Source organism: Mesorhizobium sp. C416B (genome assembly GCF_030323165.1).
Lineage (GTDB): Bacteria > Pseudomonadota > Alphaproteobacteria > Rhizobiales > Rhizobiaceae > Mesorhizobium.
In genome coordinates this window covers 4,803,961-4,819,105 of record NZ_CP100471.1, presented here as the reverse complement: position 1 = coordinate 4,819,105, position 15,145 = coordinate 4,803,961, and the positions used below count along the sequence as shown (strand labels likewise).

The following is a 15,145-nucleotide window of genomic DNA, read 5'->3' as shown; positions in this document are numbered from 1 at the left end:
GGCGCTGAGATGGACCTCCTCAGGAACCTCGAACTCGGCTTTTCGACGGCCACCACGCCGGCCAATCTGGGTTTTTGCCTCATCGGCGTTCTGCTCGGCACGCTGATCGGCGTCCTGCCCGGCATCGGCGCCACCGCAACCATCGCCATGCTGCTGCCGATCACCTTCCAGATCGGCGACCCGGTCTCGTCCCTCATCATGCTGGCCGGCATCTACTACGGCGCCCAGTATGGCGGTTCGACCACCGCCATTCTCATCAACATGCCCGGCGAATCCTCCTCGGCCGTGACCGCCATCGACGGCTACCAGATGGCCAGGAACGGTCGCGCCGGGGCGGCTCTGGCGATCGCCGCGATCGGCTCGTTCTTCGCCGGCACGGTGTCGACCTTCCTGGTCGCCGTCTTTGCCCCGCCGCTGACGGCAATAGCCCTGCAATTCGGCGCGGCCGAATATTTTTCGCTGATGATCGTCGGCCTCGTCTCGTCCATCGCTCTCGCCCATGGCTCGATCGTCAAGGCGCTGGCGATGGTCGTGCTCGGCCTGCTGCTCGGCATTGTCGGCACCGACATCTACACCGGCACGCCGCGCTTCACGCTCGGCATCCGCGAATATGCCGACGGGCTGAACTTCGTGGCGGTGGCGGTCGGCGTCTTCGGCGTCGCCGAGATCCTGCGCAATCTCGAAAACGAGCACGAGCGCTCGGTGATGATCAAAAAAGTCTCCGGCCTGATGCCGACCCGCGACGACTTCAAGGCGATGGCAGCACCCATCGTGCGCGGCACGATCATCGGTTCGGCGCTCGGCATCCTGCCCGGCGGCGGCGCGGTGCTTGCGGCCTTTGCCTCCTACACGGTCGAAAAGCGCGTGTCGAAACACCCGGAGGAGTTCGGCAAGGGCGCCATCGCCGGCGTCGCCGGCCCGGAATCGGCCAACAATGCCGGCGCCCAGACCTCCTTCATTCCGATGCTGACGCTGGGCATTCCGGCCAATCCGGTCATGGCGCTGATGATCGGCGCCATGATCATCCAGGGCATCGTGCCCGGCCCCAATGTCGCGATCGAGCAGCCGGCGCTGTTCTGGGGCATCATCGCCTCGATGTGGATCGGCAATCTGATGCTGATCGTGCTGAACCTGCCGCTGATCGGGCTGTGGGTGAAGCTGCTGACGATCCCCTATTATGTGCTCTTCCCGATCATCATGGCGTTCTGCTCGATCGGCGTTTACAGCGTCAACACCAACGCCTTCGATCTCTACGCGGTCGCATTCTTCGGCCTGCTCGGCTACATCCTGACCAAGCTGCGCTGCGAACCCGCACCCCTGCTGCTCGGCTTCGTGCTTGGCCCGCTGCTCGAGGAAAACCTGCGCCGCGCCATGATCCTGTCGCGCGGCGACCCCTCGACCTTCGTGACGCGGCCGATCAGCGCCGGCCTGCTGCTCGTCGCACTGGCCGTGCTCGTCGTCGTCTTCCTGCCGTCGGTCAAGAAGAAGCGCGAAGAGGTGTTCGTGGAGGAAAGCTAGTTGTCGGGACGCCGGGCGCCGCGATTTCCACCAGCGGCGCCGGCACATCGGTCGTCTTCACTTCGGCCTTGCAGAGATCGGCGATGACGCAGGCCGGGCAATCGGGTTTGCGCGCCTTGCAGACATAGCGGCCATGCAGGATCAGCCAGTGATGCGCGTGGCGCATATACTCATCCGGAATGATCCGCAGCAGCCCTTGCTCGACCTGCTCCGGCGTCTTGCCTGGCGCCAGGCCGAGGCGGTTGCCGATGCGGAAAATATGGGTGTCGACCGCCATCGTGTGCTGGCCGAACGCCATGTTGAGCACGACATTGGCGGTCTTGCGCCCGACCCCCGGCAGCTTGACCAACTCATCGCGCTCGCTGGGCACCTCGCCGCCGTAATCGCGTATCAGCGCCTCCGAGAGCGCCACGACATTCTTGGCCTTGTTGCGCCAGAGTCCGATGGTGCGGATGTACTCGCCGACCCTGGCTCCGCCCAGCGCCAGCATCTTTTCAGGTGTGTCGGCGACCTTGAACAACGCCCGCGTCGCCTTGTTGACGCCGGCATCGGTCGCCTGCGCCGACAGCACCACGGCCACCAGCAGCGTGAAGGCGTTGACGTGCTCGAGCTCGCCCTTCGGCTCGGGCCGCTGCACCGAAAACCGCCGGAAGATCTCATGCACCTCGGCGGCGCTGTAGAGCGAACGGAGCCGCGCCGGCCGCGGTCGCGGCTTGGCATTCGAGCCGTCGCGCCGCCCGGGCGGCAGTTCACTTTTGGATAGGGAAAGATTTTTGGACTTGGGGCTGGCCATTTCCCTCCTATAATATCCTGGGATGAGCGACACAAACGCCTCGTTTCAGGCCGACGAGCCATTCTTCCAGGCGCTGCTGACACCGCACCGCTCGCTGGGCCGCACCGGCTTTGCCGTGCTGATGGGCGCGCTACTGTTCGGCTGGGTGGTGACCGGGGCGTTTTTCCTGTCGCGCGGCGCTTGGCCGGTGTTCGGCTTCTTCGGCCTCGACGTCATCGCCGTCTACGTCGCCTTCCGCGCCAACTATCGCGCCGCCCGTGCCCGCGAGGAAGTGTCGGTGTCGCGCACCAGCCTCGACATCCGCAAGACGGCGCCCTCGGGCCGGTCGGAAGCGCATAGCTTCAACCCGTTCTGGGCGCGCTTTTCCGTCGCTCGCCATGCCGAGATCGGCATCACCAGGATGACGGTGGAAGCACAAGGACAGAATGTGCCGATCGGGTCATTCCTGGACCCTGACTCCCGCGAGAGTTTTGCCACTGCATTTTCACGTGCTCTGACAAAAGCCAGGACGCATTAGAGCCGGCGCGTCAGAACCGGTAGCGTAAAATCCTGCCGACCTTGCGCAATGCGGGAATGTGTCTCCAGAGCCCGATGAACAGTTTTGCGGACCAGCTCATATGCGCTGTGCGTTCCGCGCTGTAGGCCGAGATATCGTCGACAAAGCGCAGCTTCGGAACGGCACGCTTCAGTACCTGCGGGTCGTCGATCGCCCAGTGAACCTCGGCGCCCGTCGCCCTGATGGTCGGATTGAGGCGCAGCATCTTCAGGCCGAAGTGGCTGTAGGCGTCGAACATCAGCTCGCCGCCGGCAAGATGCGCGACAAGGCGTGACAGCAGCCGTGGCCCCTCCTCTACCGGGAGATAAGGCGTCAACCCCTCCATCACCACGACGGCCGGACGATTGCTCGGCACTTCTGCCAGCCAGTCTGGGTCGGTTACCGAAGAGCCGACGAAGTGGTAGTGGTCCCGGGACGGGTAAAGCTTGCGCCGGAGCGCGATGACATCCGGAAAATCGACATCGAACCACTCCACGCCTTCGGGTGGATCGACACGGAAAATGCGCGTATCGAGCCCGCAGCCGAGATGCAGCACGATGGCGCCGGGATTTTTGGCGATGAAGTCCTGAACGCGGACATCATACGTCTTGGCCCGGATCGCCAGGCCGATGCCGAGATTGGTGTCGACCTTGAGGCGCGAGAAATCATAGTCGATCTTGCGCACGGCCTCGTCGGCGAAGCGATCCCCGAGCAGCGAATGCGGCAGCCGGCTTTCCAGTGCCTTGCCATAAAGCGTCATCAGCAAGGTCTCCCTTGCTCCGCTCAGATTCACCCTTTCGCCGGCCATTGGCATCTCCCGGGGCGCAATCCAGTATTTATCTGGGAACAGGCGGCAACAAGGCAAGTTTCGGGTGGTTGCAAGGGGCGGAAAGACCGACATTCGCGGTCAAGGAGATATTGCCATGAACGCCCAGATGACCATGAATACGCAGATGAAACCGACAGCGATCCTGCAGCACGACATCACCCCCGAGGGCAGCGACTACGAGGTCGTGCGCCGCGCCATCGAGAAGATCAGCCTCGACTATCGCGACCAGCCCTCGCTGGAAGCCCTGGCAGCCGATGTCGGCGAGACACCCACGGGCCTGCAAAAACTGTTCACCCGCTGGGCCGGCCTGTCGCCAAAAGCCTTCCTGCAGGCGGTCACCCTCGACCATGCCCGCAAACTGCTCGATTCCGGCATGCCGCTCCTCGAAACATCGTTCGAACTCGGCATGTCCGGCCCCGGCCGGCTGCACGATTTGTTCGTCACCCACGAGGCGATGTCGCCGGGCGACTACAAGACGCGCGGCGCCGGCCTGACCATCCGCTACGGCTACCACATCTCGCCCTTCGGCATCGCCCTGATCATGGTCACCGACCGTGGCCTTGCGGGGCTCGCCTTCAACGATCCGGGCGGCGAGCGGGCGGCTTTCGCCGACATGTCGGGCCGCTGGCCGAACGCCACCTATGTCGAGGACATGAGCGCCACCCAGCCCTATGCGGCGCGCATCTTCGATCCGACATTGTGGCGCGCCGACCAGCCGCTGCGCGTGGTGATGATCGGCTCCGACTTCCAGCTGCGCGTCTGGGACGCGCTGCTCAGGATCCCGATGGGCAAGGCCTGCACTTATTCCTCGATCGCCTCCAGGATCGGCGCGCCTAACGCCAGCCGGGCGGTGGGGGCGGCGGTCGGCGCCAACCCATTGTCCTTCGTCGTCCCTTGCCATCGGGCGCTGGGCAAGTCCGGCGCACTCACCGGCTACCACTGGGGCCTGACCCGCAAACGCGCCATCCTCGGTTGGGAAGCGGGCCAGACCGCGTCCTGAAGCTGCCCGCATCAAACAACACCGGCGAAATCCCTTCGCCGGTGTTGTTCTTTTTGCGAGCTCCCGGCGCAAAACATCCGCACGCTCTGGCAAGCCGCCGGCTTACAGGTTAGCTTCCCGCGCATTCCGCAGGAGGCTTTCTTGATCATCGTTGTCGGCTCGATCAACCTCGACCTTATCGCCAATGTCGACCGCCTGCCTTCGCCGGGCGAGACGGTCCGCGGCTCCGGCTTCGCCACCGCGCCCGGCGGCAAGGGCGCCAACCAGGCGCTGGCTGCGGCGCGCGCCGGCGCCAAGGTGCGCATGGTCGGCGCCGTCGGCAAGGACAATTTCGCAACCGAAGCCCTCGCTTTGCTCGTGGCCGGCAAGGTCGATCTCTCCGGCGTCGGCCAGAGCTTCGCCTCCACCGGCACGGCGCTGATCCTCGTCGGCGCCGATGGCGAAAATGTCATCGCCGTCGTGCCGGGCGCCAATGATTCGGTGCTGCCCGGCGATCTCGCCAAGGCTTTCCTTGCGAAGGGCGACGTCGTCCTGCTGCAGCACGAGATCCCGCTGCAGACCGTCGATGCAGCGCTTGACGCCGCACGCGCCGCCGGCGCCGTCACCGTGCTCAACACCGCGCCGTTCCGTAGCGAGGCGGCAGCGTTGCTCGGCAAGGCCGACTACGCCGTCGCCAACGAAACCGAATTCGACCTTTACGGCGAGGCGCTGTCGCTGAAAGGCCGCGACCGCCCGGCACGCATGCGTGACTTCGCCGGCAAGACCGGCCACACCATCGTCGTCACGCTCGGCGGCGACGGCGTGCTGGCGGCGACCCCGGAGGATTTCCTGACCGTGCCGGCGCTGAAGATCACGCCGGTCGACACCGTCGGGGCCGGCGATACTTTTTGCGGTTATCTCGCCGCCGGGCTGGCGTCCAACCTGCCGCTGGAGCAGGCTCTCACCCGCGCCGCAGCCGCCGGCTCGCTCGCCTGCCTGAAGCCCGGCGCCCAGCCGGCCATCCCGCTGGCGGCGGATGTCGACACCGCCCTGCGCAACAACGCCGGATGACAGCCCTGCGCCCCGCAACGAAGCACGCCGTGCCCCCCGCCGGCGGCATCTGCCGGATGTCCGCTGTCGACCTGGCCGAGGCGATCCGGCTGCGCCGCCTGTCCGTGCGCGAGTTGGTCGCCGCATTCCTTGACCGCATCGACGCGGTAAACACGCTGGTCAATGCAATCGTCTCGTTGCGCGAGCGCTCCGACATCCTGCGCGAGGCCGACGCGGCGGACGCGCATCTAGCGCAAGGCGGGCCGGCCGGCTCGCTGTTCGGCCTGCCGATGGCGATAAAAGACCTCGCCATGACGCGCGGCTTGAGGACCAGTTTCGGCTCGCCGATCTTCGCCGATTTCGTGCCGCAGGAGGATGATTTCTTCGTCGAGCGCATCCGCAAGGCCGGCGCCATCATCATCGGCAAGACCAATGTTCCCGAATTCGGGCTGGGATCCAACACCTACAACAACGTGTTCGGCCCGACGCTGAACGCCTTCGATCCGGCGCTCACCGCAGGCGGGTCGAGCGGCGGCGCTGCGGTCGCCCTTGCACTCGACATGGTTCCGGTCGCCGACGGCAGCGATTTCGGCGGCTCGCTGCGCAATCCGGCGGCGTGGAACAATGTCTATGGCTTCCGCCCGTCGCAGGGCCTTGTCCCCGGAGGGCCGGACCTGGAAGTCTTTCATGCTCAGATGGGCATAGACGGGCCGATGGGCCGCAGCATCAGCGACATGGCGCTGCTACTCGATGTGCAGGCGGGCTACCACCCGCACGCGCCGCTGTCTTGGGAGAAACCCGGCTCATTCCTCGAAGGGCTGGCAACGCCGGCAAGCGGCGGCCGCGTCGGCTGGCTCGGTGATCTCGGCGGTCACCTGCCGGTAGAGCCTGGCATCCTCGATCTGTGCGAGGCCGCACTCGGCCGCTTCGCGGAGGCATCCTTCCTGACCGAGCCCTTGCTGCCGGATTTCGATTTCGAGGCACTGTGGCAAGCCTTCGTGGCGCTGCGGCAGGCGAGCAGCGGCTCGGCGCTGAAAGTCCATTATGACGACCCGCACAAGCGCGCCCTGCTGAAGCCGGAAGCCGTCTGGGAGGTGGAGAACGCCATGCGGCTGACGGCGCCGCAGATCCGCGAGGCCTCGGTCATCCGCACCTCCTGGCACCGGACGCTGCTGTCGCTGTTCGAGCACTTCGATCTCATCGCGCTGCCGACGGCCCAGGTCTTTCCTTTCGAAGTCGGCACGCATTGGCCAAGTGAGGTCGCCGGACGGACGATGGACAGCTACCATCGCTGGATGCAGGTTTCGGCCTTCGCCACGCTCGGCGGCTGTCCGGCGCTCAACGTGCCCGTCGGCTTCGACGACAAAGGCCGCCCCTTGGGCATGCAGCTGATCGGCCGGCCGCGCGGCGACCTCGCCGTGCTCAGGGCCGGAGCGGCCTATGAGGCGACCTTGCCTTGGCAGGCTGGGGCGTCCTGACGCGAGGGGCGGCACGGTCTGCGACCGGCTTGCACCAGCCCCGCCGCCATGCATTGATTGCAGCCAGCCGCCTAAGCGCATCCTCGAGGAAATCCCCATGTCGCTGGAACTCTACGCTGCCTATGTCCTTGCCTGCATCGTCATCATCCTGGTGCCCGGTCCGACTGTCACGCTGATCATCGCCAACAGCATCCGCCATGGCTACCGCGCCGGCCTTGCCAATGTCGCCGGCACGCAGGCTGGGCTCGCCGTGATGATCGCCATTGTCGGCATCGGCCTCAACACGCTGATATCGGGCATGGGCCACTGGTTCGAATGGGTACGCCTGATCGGCGCCGCCTATCTGATCTGGATGGGGGTGCAGATCTTCCGTTCCAAGGGCGCGCTGAATGCCGACGGCACCGCGAGAAAGCCGCGCGGCGGCTTCTTCCTGCAGGGCCTGCTCGTGGCGCTGAGCAACCCCAAGACCCCATAGGCGCTAAGATAGGTATTGCCCTGCGGAATCGGGTGTGATTCTACACTGCGATGACACACGAATCGCTTGTTGATGACGGCTGGGCCGAGACGATTGAGCTTCTCGGCGGCGAAGATTTGCTCACGCAGAGCGCCCGCGAGACGAAGGCGTTCCTGCGCCCGCGCGGCGTCAGGTCGGCGAGCGACCTGTTGCGCCTGACACTGGCTTACTGCCTTGGCAAGGTTGGCATGCGGGGCGTCGTGGCCTGGGCGGCGGCGAGCGGGATTGCCGACATTTCGGACGTGGCGTTGCTTGGCCGGCTGCGCAATGCAGGACCATGGCTGCAGCAGTTGATTGGGCACCTTTTGAAGCGCGAGGATGCAGGTTTGGCCAAAGGCCGGCTGATCCGCATCCTCGATGCGACAGCGGTTGCCAAGGCCGGTGCGTATGAGAAGAAGAACAATGGTCTTTGGCGCATGCACTGCGCCTTCGAGCTTGAGCGCGAGCAGTTCGACTTCATCGAGATCACCGACCAGAGCGAGGCCGAGTTGATCGACCGCGTGCCGGTGGTGGCGGGCGAGATCCGCATCGGTGACCGCGCCTATCTGCAGGCCGAGCGGATCGCAAAGGTGATGGCGCAAGGCGGCGATGTTGTTGTGCGCGCGTCGTGGAAAAACGCGCGATGGCTCGACGCCAACGGCAGGGCGTTCGATCTCATCGGCTACCTGGAGAACTGCCGGGAGGAAGTCTGCGAAACGCCTGCCCGGCTGGCACTCAAGAAGGGCGAGCCTGTGAATATGCGCCTGATCGCCTTGCGCAAATCCGAGGCCGCGGCACAAGAAGCGCGGCGCAAAATCAACAAGGAAGCCAGGGCCAAGGGCAACAAGGTTCAACCGCAGACGCTGATTGCGGCCGGCTTCGTCCTGCTTGTGACCTCGCTTGACCGGGAGGAGTTTCCCGCCGATACGGTCCTCAAGCTCTACCGCATGCGCTGGCGCATCGAACTCGCCTTCAAGCGCCTGAAGAGCCTGATCGGGCTGCGCTCTCCTCCCGCCAAGGACCCAAGGATCGCAAAGCCTTGGATCCTTGCACACTTCCTCATCGCGCTTGTGACCGAACCCCTCTCGCAGGAGTTGGGTGTCTCTCCCCCTTGAGCGACGGGCGCCCGCTGCTGTGGCGCGCAACCCGCCAGATCGTCGCCTCTCTGATCGCGACCATCTTTACTCAACCTTCCTTGGCGGCCCTGCGCCAAAATCTCCATGCCTTGCGATATCGCTGGCGCGAACCACCACGAAAGCGCAAATTTCAGTCCATGCCAAAGCTATCTTAGCGCCTATGCCCAAGACCCTGGTGTTCTTCGGCGCCTTCTTCCCGCAATTCATCGCCCCGCAGGGCAATTACACCCCTGCAGATCGTCGTCATGGGCCTTACCGCGATGATCTTTGCCGCCGTCTCGGACTCGACCTACGCGCTCGCCGCCAGCCGCGCCGGCCGCCTGCTCTCGGCCAGCCGCATCAAGCTGATGTCCAGGATCAGCGGCAGCTTTCTGATCGGCGGCGGCCTGTGGCTGGCGTTTTCCAAGGCGAAGTGACGACCGCCAACGGTCGTTCCCAACGGAGCCGGTACGTGAAGGCTGATTGAAAGTCAGTCTTCACGCCACCACATGAATCGGCGTGGGGGGATTCACGTCGATGTCATGGACTTACGCTGGCATAAAAAGGGACGCGCCCGGCGTGATCCTGATCGTCGTCCTGTTTGCGGTGATGGTTCCTTCGGCTCTCTACAAATGGACGAATGATGCGAGCCCCATCCGGTCGGTCGAGCCAATCGACGCAACGGTCAAAAGTACCCATTCAGACAACGGCCGCACGCTTTATCTGGTTGCACTCGAAACCGGTTCGTCCATTCTTGTCGAAGACGACCTCCCGCATCTGATCGGCGCGCCGGCAAGATTGGAGCGCGTCACGCGCGAGAATGGATCGACCTTCTACAGGTTCGCAAATTGAACGACCGCCGGTCACGATACCAATGAAACGCAGCGTCCTTGCTGTCAGGTGATACGCATTGGCCAAGGCTCGGCATTCCCTTGCCTGGATGACCCTGCAGGAGAACCTCAGGGGCATCCTCATCACCATCCTCGTCGTGGGCGTTTGCGCCCTTGCAATTGGCATCCCGATTGCGAGGCAAAGCAGCCCCATCGTCAATGTCGAACGCCTGACCGGTACAGTGGTCAACGTTCTCAACGCTCCTGCAAGTCCCGAGGTCGCGATCGGCAGCGGGTTCCGTTACTTGTATGGAATTCGCCTAGATGAAAATGACGGCCTGGTGTTTGCATATGACAACACGACAGTGCCGAGAGCCATTGGCTCCAAGGTTTCGATCGAGCGGCAGCGTCGCCGCAACGATACCGAAACATACCGCCTGCTTCGCGAATAAGTGCACAGGTATCGCCCAGAAGCGCTAAGCCCCTGGGCGAACGATCTGTATCAAGGCAGGCTTAAAGCCGCGCCAACCTCTCAACCAGCAGCGCGAAAAACGCGTCATGGTCGATGTCGCGCATCACCATGGCGTTCTTCGGCCGCTTGGTCACGCCCCACCAGTCGATCACGGTCATGCCCATAGTGAGTTCGGAGGTGGTTTCCACGGTGACGTTGCAGTTGCGGCCCTTGAACAGCTCCGGCTTCAACAGATAGGCGATGACGCAGGGGTCGTGCAGCGGGCCGCCATCGGTGCCGTATTTCTCCTCGTCGAAGCGCTCGAAGAACTCCAGCATCTCGGCCGTCGCGGTGCCGACCCTGGTGCCGAGCTGGCGGATGGCCTGCGTGCGCTTGGCCGTGGTCAGCGCCTTGTGGGTGACGTCGAGCGGCATCATGACGATCGGAATGCCGGATTTGAACACCAGGTCGGCGGCTTGCGGATCGACATAGATGTTGAATTCTGCGGTCGGCGTGACATTGCCGCCTTCGAAGAAACCGCCGCCCATCAGTACGATTTCCTTGATGCGCGGCGCGATCTTCGGCTCACGGATCAGCGCCAGCGCGGCATTGGTGAGCGGGCCGAGCGCGCACAGGGTGATCGTGCCGGCCTCTTCCTTCATCAGCGTCTCGACGATGAAGTCGACCGCATACTGGCCCTGCAGCTTCATCTTCGGATCTGGCAGTTGCGGGCCGTTGAGGCCGGTCTTGCCATGCACTTCCTCGGCGGTGACCAGCTCGCGCGCCAACGGGCGGATGGCGCCTGCATAGACCTTGATGTCGGGCCGGCCGGCCAGTTCGCAGATTTTCCTGGCGTTCTTTTCGGTCAATTTCAGCGGCACGTTGCCGGCAACAGCAGAGATGCCGACGATCTCCAGCTCGGCGCTGCCGAGCGCCAGCAATATGGCGACGGCATCGTCCTGGCCGGGATCCGTGTCGATGATGATCTTGCGGGTCTGGGGCATTTCATTTCCTTATGCGGGGGAGTCTTTTTGGCGGGGGTGTTCGGCGGCTTGAACTTGGCCGCGGCGCGGACCATATCAAGACCATCGGGAAGAATGCCATCCGGGTTTTTCCAGTTTATGTCGCTCCAAAGAGGACAGTGTAACATGAGCCGAATGACGCCCTTCTCCAGCCCGCTTCTCCTTGGTTTCGATGCCATGGAAAAGACTCTGGAACGACTGGCGAAATCCGGTGACAGTTATCCTCCCTACAACATCGAGCGCCTCAGCGGTGCTGACGGCAAGGCCGAAAGGCTGCGCATTACGCTGGCTGTCGCGGGTTTCGCCGAAAGCGATCTCGATGTCACCACGGAGGAAAACCAGTTAGTCGTGCGCGGCCGTCAAACCGACGACACCGAGCGCGAATTCCTCCACCGCGGCATCGCCGCGCGCCAGTTCCAGCGCTGTTTCGTGCTGGCCGACGGCATGCGGGTGATCGCAGCGGAACTGAAGAACGGCCTTTTGTCGATCGATCTCGATCGGCCGGATACCGAACGGCTGGTACGGAAAATAAATATATCGGTGAAAGACTGATCTTTACCGATGGCTCTCATGCGGGATGGCCTTGAGCGGCGTCCTCGCGCCAAGGAGGCTTGAAATGACCAGAACTGACGAAACCATCATCATGACCAGCGGCGAATTCGCCCATCTCGGCGAAGGCTCGGTCGCTTATCTGCGCAAGGTCTCGAGCGACGAATTGCTCGGCCGCTTCCCCAATCTGGGCGAAATCGCGCCCGGCATGGTCCTGTGGGCCCTGTTTGCCGCCAACGGCCAGCCGATCCTGCTTTCGGATGCGAAAGACCGGGCTTTGGCCGGCGCCATGGAAAACGACCTGACCACTGTCGCCATTCACTAAGGCGACTGCTGGCGGTTGAAATGGAGAGGGCCGCCTTCGGCTGCCCCTGGAAGACTTAAATCCGAAGAACTTCAGGCGGCGTGCGAGGCCTGCGTGTCCGAAAGCAGCGCGTGGATGGCGACCGCGTCGCGCGTACCCCTGATCTTGGCCACCGTGTCGGCGTCGCGCAAAACCCTGGCGATGCGCGACAGTGCCTTGAGGTGATCGGCGCCGGCGCCTTCCGGGGCCAGCAGCAAAAACACCAGATCGACCGGCTGGTCATCCAGGGCCTCGAAATCGACCGGCGTCTCCAGCCGGGCAAAGACGCCGGCGATGCGCTTCACCCCGGCGAGCTTGCCGTGCGGAATGGCGATGCCGTTGCCGACGCCGGTGGAGCCCAGCCGTTCGCGCTGCAGGATAGTGTCGAACACTTCGCGCTCCGGAATGCCGGAAATCGCCGCCGCTCTCTCGGACAGCAACTGCAGAAGCTGCTTTTTGGAGTTCGCCTTCAACGCCGGCAAGATCGCCGGAACGTTGAGAAGATCGCTCAGATCCATATTTGAAATCCCTTGTTCGCCTGCCGTCGCCAGTCCTCGCCCCTCGCGCGGCTGGCTATTATCTCCGCGAGACCATTGTCGTCACCTGTGCGACCATTGTCGTTGTCGTCACGCCTGTGCGACTTTGGTCGTCGACGGGTCGATCCAGCCGATATTTCCGTCCGGCCGCCGATAGACGATGTTGAGGTGGTCGTTTCCGGCGTTGCGGAAGACGAAAACCGGGCTGTCCTTGGTGTCGAGTTCGATAACCGCCGACGCCACCGACATGGTCTGCAGCGTCATGGTTGATTCGGCGACGATGGCCGGGGCGTAGTCCTCCGGAATGTCCTCATCGTCATCGGTCAGCGGCGCCATCACCGTATAGGCGATGTCGGTGATTTCACCATTTCCAGTGCCTGAATTGTGCGATTTCAGACGGCGTTTGTAGCGCCGCAGCCTGGTTTCGAGGCGGTCCGCGGCCGCCTCGAAGGCAAGTGTCGGATCCTGGGAGTCGCCGGTTGCCTGCAGCGAAGCGCCGGAATCCAGCCTGATCATGCAATCGGCCGAGTAACGCGACCCCGATTTGATGACCGTGACGTGCCCTGAAAAACCGCGATCGAAATATTTTCCAATCGCCTCGCCGACACGATCGGTAATGCGCGTACGCAACGCATCGCCGATATCCATGTGTTTACCCGATATGCGCAATTTCATCTGAAAACTGACCTTCCTTGCTCAGGCTTCAAACTGGCCAGAGTTTATACTCGTGATCCGTGCGCACAAGCTTTGCGGCGTCAACTCGCGCCGATTTTAGATCCGAACTTTCCGGTTGATCACAATCCGCCTTCTTGGCCGTCCCGTGGCCTTCATCGTGACGGACCATCCGCATGCGGGCCGCGAGCCCGTCTCATGCGGGCGGGCTTCTAGACACTTCATTGCAGCTTGTCAATTAATGCATGTCGCCCAGAAGTGCGCTGCGGTTCTGGGACAACGACATGCATCAAAACAAAGACTTAAAGCGCGTCGCATGAATCCGTCTCAGCGCGACGCGCTTTAAGGTCGAAAGTTGTGGAAATCCAACCATAGCAAAAGCCTTGCCGGGCAAGCAGAGCTAGCGCCCCGCGCTTGCCAGCGCGCGCTTTTCACGCCGCCGCTGCACCGAGGAGGGAATATTCATACCCTCCCGGTACTTGGCCACCGTGCGCCGGGCAATATCGACACCGCTTTCCTTCAACATGTCGACGATTGCGTCATCGGACAGCACATCGGCGGGCTTTTCCTCGTCGATCAGCTGCTTGATGCGGTCGCGCACCGCTTCTGAGGAATGCGCATCACCGCCGCCCGACGCCGCGATCGAAGCCGTGAAGAAATAACGCAGCTCGAACACGCCACGCGGCGTCAGCATGTATTTGTTGGCCGTCACCCGGCTGACGGTCGATTCATGCATGCCGATGGCATCGGCCACCGTGCGCAGGTTGAGCGGCCTGAGCTGGCGCACGCCATGGACGAGAAAAGCGTCCTGCTGGCGCACGATTTCCGACGCCACTTTCAGGATCGTCTTTGCCCGCTGGTCGAGACTGCGAGTCAGCCAGTTGGCATTCTGCAGGCATTCGGCCAGGAAATCCTTCTCCGCCTGATTCTTCGCATGCGGCGAGACCTGGGCGAAATAGATGTGATCGACAAGCACGCGCGGCAGCGTCTCGGCATTGAGCTCGACCGTCCAGCTACCGTCATTGGCGGCGCGGACTTCGACATCGGCGACGATGGCGTCGCTGGCGCCTCCTGAAAATGCCGTGCCCGGACGCGGATCGAGCGCGCGGATTTCGGCCAACATGTCGAGGAGATCCTCCTCGTCGACCCCGCAAAGCCGCTTCAGCGTCTGGAAATCGCGCCGCGCCAACAGTTCGAGGTTGCCGACCAGCATCTTCATCGCCGGATCGAGACGATCACGCATGGCAAGCTGCAGCGACAGGCATTCGGCAAGGTCGCGCGCAAACAGGCCGACCGGCTCGAATGTGTGGCAGGCTGCCAGCACATTGGCTACCATCGCCTGATCGGCGCCGAGCCGTTTGGCGATCTCGGCGGGATCGGCGCGCAGATAGCCGGCCTCGTCCAGGCCGTCGGCCAGTTCGGCTGCGATCAGCCTTGCGGCCGGATCGGCAAAGGCAAGCGCGATCTGCTCGCCAACATGCTGGCGCAGCGTGATCGCCGCGGCTGCCATGTCGCCGACGTCGAAGCCTTCGGAAGAACCGGACGAACTATTGCCGGTGGCCGACTTCCACTGCGCCGTCAGGTCCGGGCCGAGCCGCTCGCTGGTGCCGGGATCGTCGGGGAACAGATTTTCCAGCGAGCTGTCGAGCTTGTCGGAGATCGCTTCGGCGCTCCACGCCGTCTCGTTTTCGAACCAGTCGCCATCGGCGGCAGGCTCAGGAGCGGCATCGCCCTTCTGCACCTGGTCGCTTGCGGCGTCATCCTGGGGCTCGGCGCGCTCCAGCAGCGGATTGCGCTCGATCTCGTCGTCGATGAAGTGGTCGAGCTCGACATGGGTGAGCTGCAACAGCCTGATCGACTGCATCAGCTGCGGCGTCATCACCAGCGACTGGGATTGTCGTAGCTGTAGTTTCGCCGCCAACGCCATGGTTCGGTTTCAAACGCCCTTCTGC

The 15,145-nt window shown here is 63.4% G+C and carries 16 protein-coding genes and 2 pseudogenes; 12 read left to right on the top strand and 6 right to left on the bottom strand.

Annotation, left to right across the window (positions count from 1 at the left end; all coding sequences use genetic code 11):
• Window positions 1-9: 9 nt before the first annotated feature.
• Window positions 10-1,518 (top strand): tripartite tricarboxylate transporter permease, encoded by a 1,509-nt coding sequence (locus NLY43_RS23530; RefSeq protein WP_023683079.1) that lies wholly within the window; start codon window positions 10-12, stop codon window positions 1,516-1,518.
• Here the strand turns inward: NLY43_RS23530 and nth are convergent.
• The gene (gene nth, locus NLY43_RS23525; RefSeq protein ID WP_023683078.1) at window positions 1,478-2,311 is read right to left on the bottom strand and encodes an endonuclease III; all 834 of its coding nucleotides are present in this window, start codon (window positions 2,309-2,311) and stop codon (window positions 1,478-1,480) included. The two genes, NLY43_RS23530 and nth, sit on opposite strands and share 41 nt — an antisense overlap.
• 22 nt (window positions 2,312-2,333) lie before the next feature.
• Between nth and NLY43_RS23520 the strand changes: the two genes are divergently transcribed.
• A complete protein-coding gene (locus NLY43_RS23520; RefSeq protein WP_023699119.1) occupies window positions 2,334-2,828 on the top strand; it encodes a DUF2244 domain-containing protein in 495 nt (164 codons plus the stop codon).
• Between the two features lie 10 nt (window positions 2,829-2,838).
• Here the strand turns inward: NLY43_RS23520 and NLY43_RS23515 are convergent, their stop codons facing one another.
• Complete coding sequence (locus tag NLY43_RS23515; protein WP_023710822.1) at window positions 2,839-3,654, bottom strand: class I SAM-dependent methyltransferase; 816 nt, start codon at window positions 3,652-3,654, stop codon at window positions 2,839-2,841.
• 115 nt (window positions 3,655-3,769) lie between these two features.
• On the opposite strand from NLY43_RS23515, the gene NLY43_RS23510 reads away from it, so the two are divergent.
• The 8 genes and pseudogenes from NLY43_RS23510 to NLY43_RS23475 all read left to right on the top strand — a co-directional run bounded on the left by NLY43_RS23510 (window position 3,770) and on the right by NLY43_RS23475 (window position 10,072).
• Window positions 3,770-4,675, top strand: coding sequence for a methylated-DNA--[protein]-cysteine S-methyltransferase (locus tag NLY43_RS23510; protein ID WP_023669734.1), 906 nt, complete (start codon window positions 3,770-3,772; stop codon window positions 4,673-4,675).
• A gap of 141 nt (window positions 4,676-4,816) precedes the next feature.
• On the top strand, window positions 4,817-5,725 hold the full coding sequence (locus NLY43_RS23505) for a ribokinase (RefSeq protein ID WP_023710821.1): 909 nt from the start codon (window positions 4,817-4,819) through the stop codon (window positions 5,723-5,725).
• The gene (locus tag NLY43_RS23500; protein ID WP_031199138.1) at window positions 5,722-7,182 is read left to right on the top strand and encodes an amidase; all 1,461 of its coding nucleotides are present in this window, start codon (window positions 5,722-5,724) and stop codon (window positions 7,180-7,182) included. Before NLY43_RS23505 ends, NLY43_RS23500 begins: the two co-directional genes overlap by 4 nt.
• A 97-nt stretch (window positions 7,183-7,279) precedes the next feature.
• Window positions 7,280-7,651: pseudogene (locus NLY43_RS23495) on the top strand (LysE family translocator); the annotation flags it as partial.
• A gap of 56 nt (window positions 7,652-7,707) precedes the next feature.
• Window positions 7,708-8,790, top strand: a complete 1,083-nt coding sequence (locus tag NLY43_RS23490; protein WP_286458476.1) for a transposase — start codon at window positions 7,708-7,710, stop codon at window positions 8,788-8,790.
• Window positions 8,791-8,974: 184 nt separating this feature from the next.
• Window positions 8,975-9,227, top strand: a pseudogene (locus NLY43_RS23485) (LysE family translocator); the annotation flags it as partial.
• Window positions 9,228-9,369: 142 nt separating this feature from the next.
• Window positions 9,370-9,642: a hypothetical protein gene (locus NLY43_RS23480; RefSeq protein WP_023712342.1), complete on the top strand. Its 273-nt coding sequence runs from the start codon at window positions 9,370-9,372 to the stop codon at window positions 9,640-9,642.
• A 58-nt stretch (window positions 9,643-9,700) separates the two neighbouring features.
• On the top strand, window positions 9,701-10,072 hold the full coding sequence (locus NLY43_RS23475; protein ID WP_023712341.1) for a hypothetical protein: 372 nt from the start codon (window positions 9,701-9,703) through the stop codon (window positions 10,070-10,072).
• Between the two features lie 61 nt (window positions 10,073-10,133).
• Here NLY43_RS23475 and NLY43_RS23470 read toward each other — a convergent pair whose 3' ends face one another.
• Window positions 10,134-11,075, bottom strand: a complete 942-nt coding sequence (locus tag NLY43_RS23470; RefSeq protein ID WP_023712340.1) for a nucleoside hydrolase — start codon at window positions 11,073-11,075, stop codon at window positions 10,134-10,136.
• Window positions 11,076-11,219: 144 nt separating this feature from the next.
• Here NLY43_RS23470 and NLY43_RS23465 point away from each other — a divergent pair, with 144 nt between their 5' ends.
• Together NLY43_RS23465 and NLY43_RS23460 are read left to right on the top strand one after the other, a co-directional pair.
• A complete protein-coding gene (locus NLY43_RS23465; protein ID WP_023669741.1) occupies window positions 11,220-11,645 on the top strand; it encodes an Hsp20 family protein in 426 nt (141 codons plus the stop codon).
• A gap of 64 nt (window positions 11,646-11,709) precedes the next feature.
• Complete coding sequence (locus NLY43_RS23460; protein WP_023686566.1) at window positions 11,710-11,967, top strand: BQ00720 family protein; 258 nt, start codon at window positions 11,710-11,712, stop codon at window positions 11,965-11,967.
• Between the two features lie 71 nt (window positions 11,968-12,038).
• Here NLY43_RS23460 and ptsN read toward each other — a convergent pair whose 3' ends face one another.
• The 3 genes from ptsN to rpoN all read right to left on the bottom strand — a co-directional run bounded on the left by ptsN (window position 12,039) and on the right by rpoN (window position 15,120).
• On the bottom strand, window positions 12,039-12,503 hold the full coding sequence (gene ptsN / locus NLY43_RS23455; RefSeq protein ID WP_023669743.1) for a PTS IIA-like nitrogen regulatory protein PtsN: 465 nt from the start codon (window positions 12,501-12,503) through the stop codon (window positions 12,039-12,041).
• A 108-nt stretch (window positions 12,504-12,611) separates the two neighbouring features.
• On the bottom strand, window positions 12,612-13,196 hold the full coding sequence (hpf, locus tag NLY43_RS23450; RefSeq protein ID WP_023683071.1) for a ribosome hibernation-promoting factor, HPF/YfiA family: 585 nt from the start codon (window positions 13,194-13,196) through the stop codon (window positions 12,612-12,614).
• 397 nt (window positions 13,197-13,593) lie between these two features.
• A complete protein-coding gene (gene rpoN / locus NLY43_RS23445; RefSeq protein WP_023691962.1) occupies window positions 13,594-15,120 on the bottom strand; it encodes an RNA polymerase factor sigma-54 in 1,527 nt (508 codons plus the stop codon).
• Between the last annotated feature and the right edge of the window lie 25 nt (window positions 15,121-15,145).

Excerpts from the sequence above, each read along its gene's own strand:
- NLY43_RS23530 (WP_023683079.1), top strand. The coding sequence starts at position 10 with ATGGACCTCCTCAGGAACCTCGAACTCGGCTTTTCGACGGCCACCACG.
- nth (WP_023683078.1), bottom strand. The coding sequence starts at position 2,311 with ATGGCCAGCCCCAAGTCCAAAAATCTTTCCCTATCCAAAAGTGAACTG.
- NLY43_RS23520 (WP_023699119.1), top strand. The coding sequence starts at position 2,334 with ATGAGCGACACAAACGCCTCGTTTCAGGCCGACGAGCCATTCTTCCAG.
- NLY43_RS23515 (WP_023710822.1), bottom strand. The coding sequence starts at position 3,654 with ATGGCCGGCGAAAGGGTGAATCTGAGCGGAGCAAGGGAGACCTTGCTG.
- NLY43_RS23510 (WP_023669734.1), top strand. The coding sequence starts at position 3,770 with ATGAACGCCCAGATGACCATGAATACGCAGATGAAACCGACAGCGATC.
- NLY43_RS23500 (WP_031199138.1), top strand. The coding sequence starts at position 5,722 with ATGACAGCCCTGCGCCCCGCAACGAAGCACGCCGTGCCCCCCGCCGGC.
- NLY43_RS23490 (WP_286458476.1), top strand. The coding sequence starts at position 7,708 with ATGACACACGAATCGCTTGTTGATGACGGCTGGGCCGAGACGATTGAG.
- NLY43_RS23470 (WP_023712340.1), bottom strand. The coding sequence starts at position 11,075 with ATGCCCCAGACCCGCAAGATCATCATCGACACGGATCCCGGCCAGGAC.
- NLY43_RS23465 (WP_023669741.1), top strand. The coding sequence starts at position 11,220 with ATGAGCCGAATGACGCCCTTCTCCAGCCCGCTTCTCCTTGGTTTCGAT.
- NLY43_RS23460 (WP_023686566.1), top strand. The coding sequence starts at position 11,710 with ATGACCAGAACTGACGAAACCATCATCATGACCAGCGGCGAATTCGCC.
- ptsN (WP_023669743.1), bottom strand. The coding sequence starts at position 12,503 with ATGGATCTGAGCGATCTTCTCAACGTTCCGGCGATCTTGCCGGCGTTG.
- hpf (WP_023683071.1), bottom strand. The coding sequence starts at position 13,196 with ATGAAATTGCGCATATCGGGTAAACACATGGATATCGGCGATGCGTTG.
- rpoN (WP_023691962.1), bottom strand. The coding sequence starts at position 15,120 with ATGGCGTTGGCGGCGAAACTACAGCTACGACAATCCCAGTCGCTGGTG.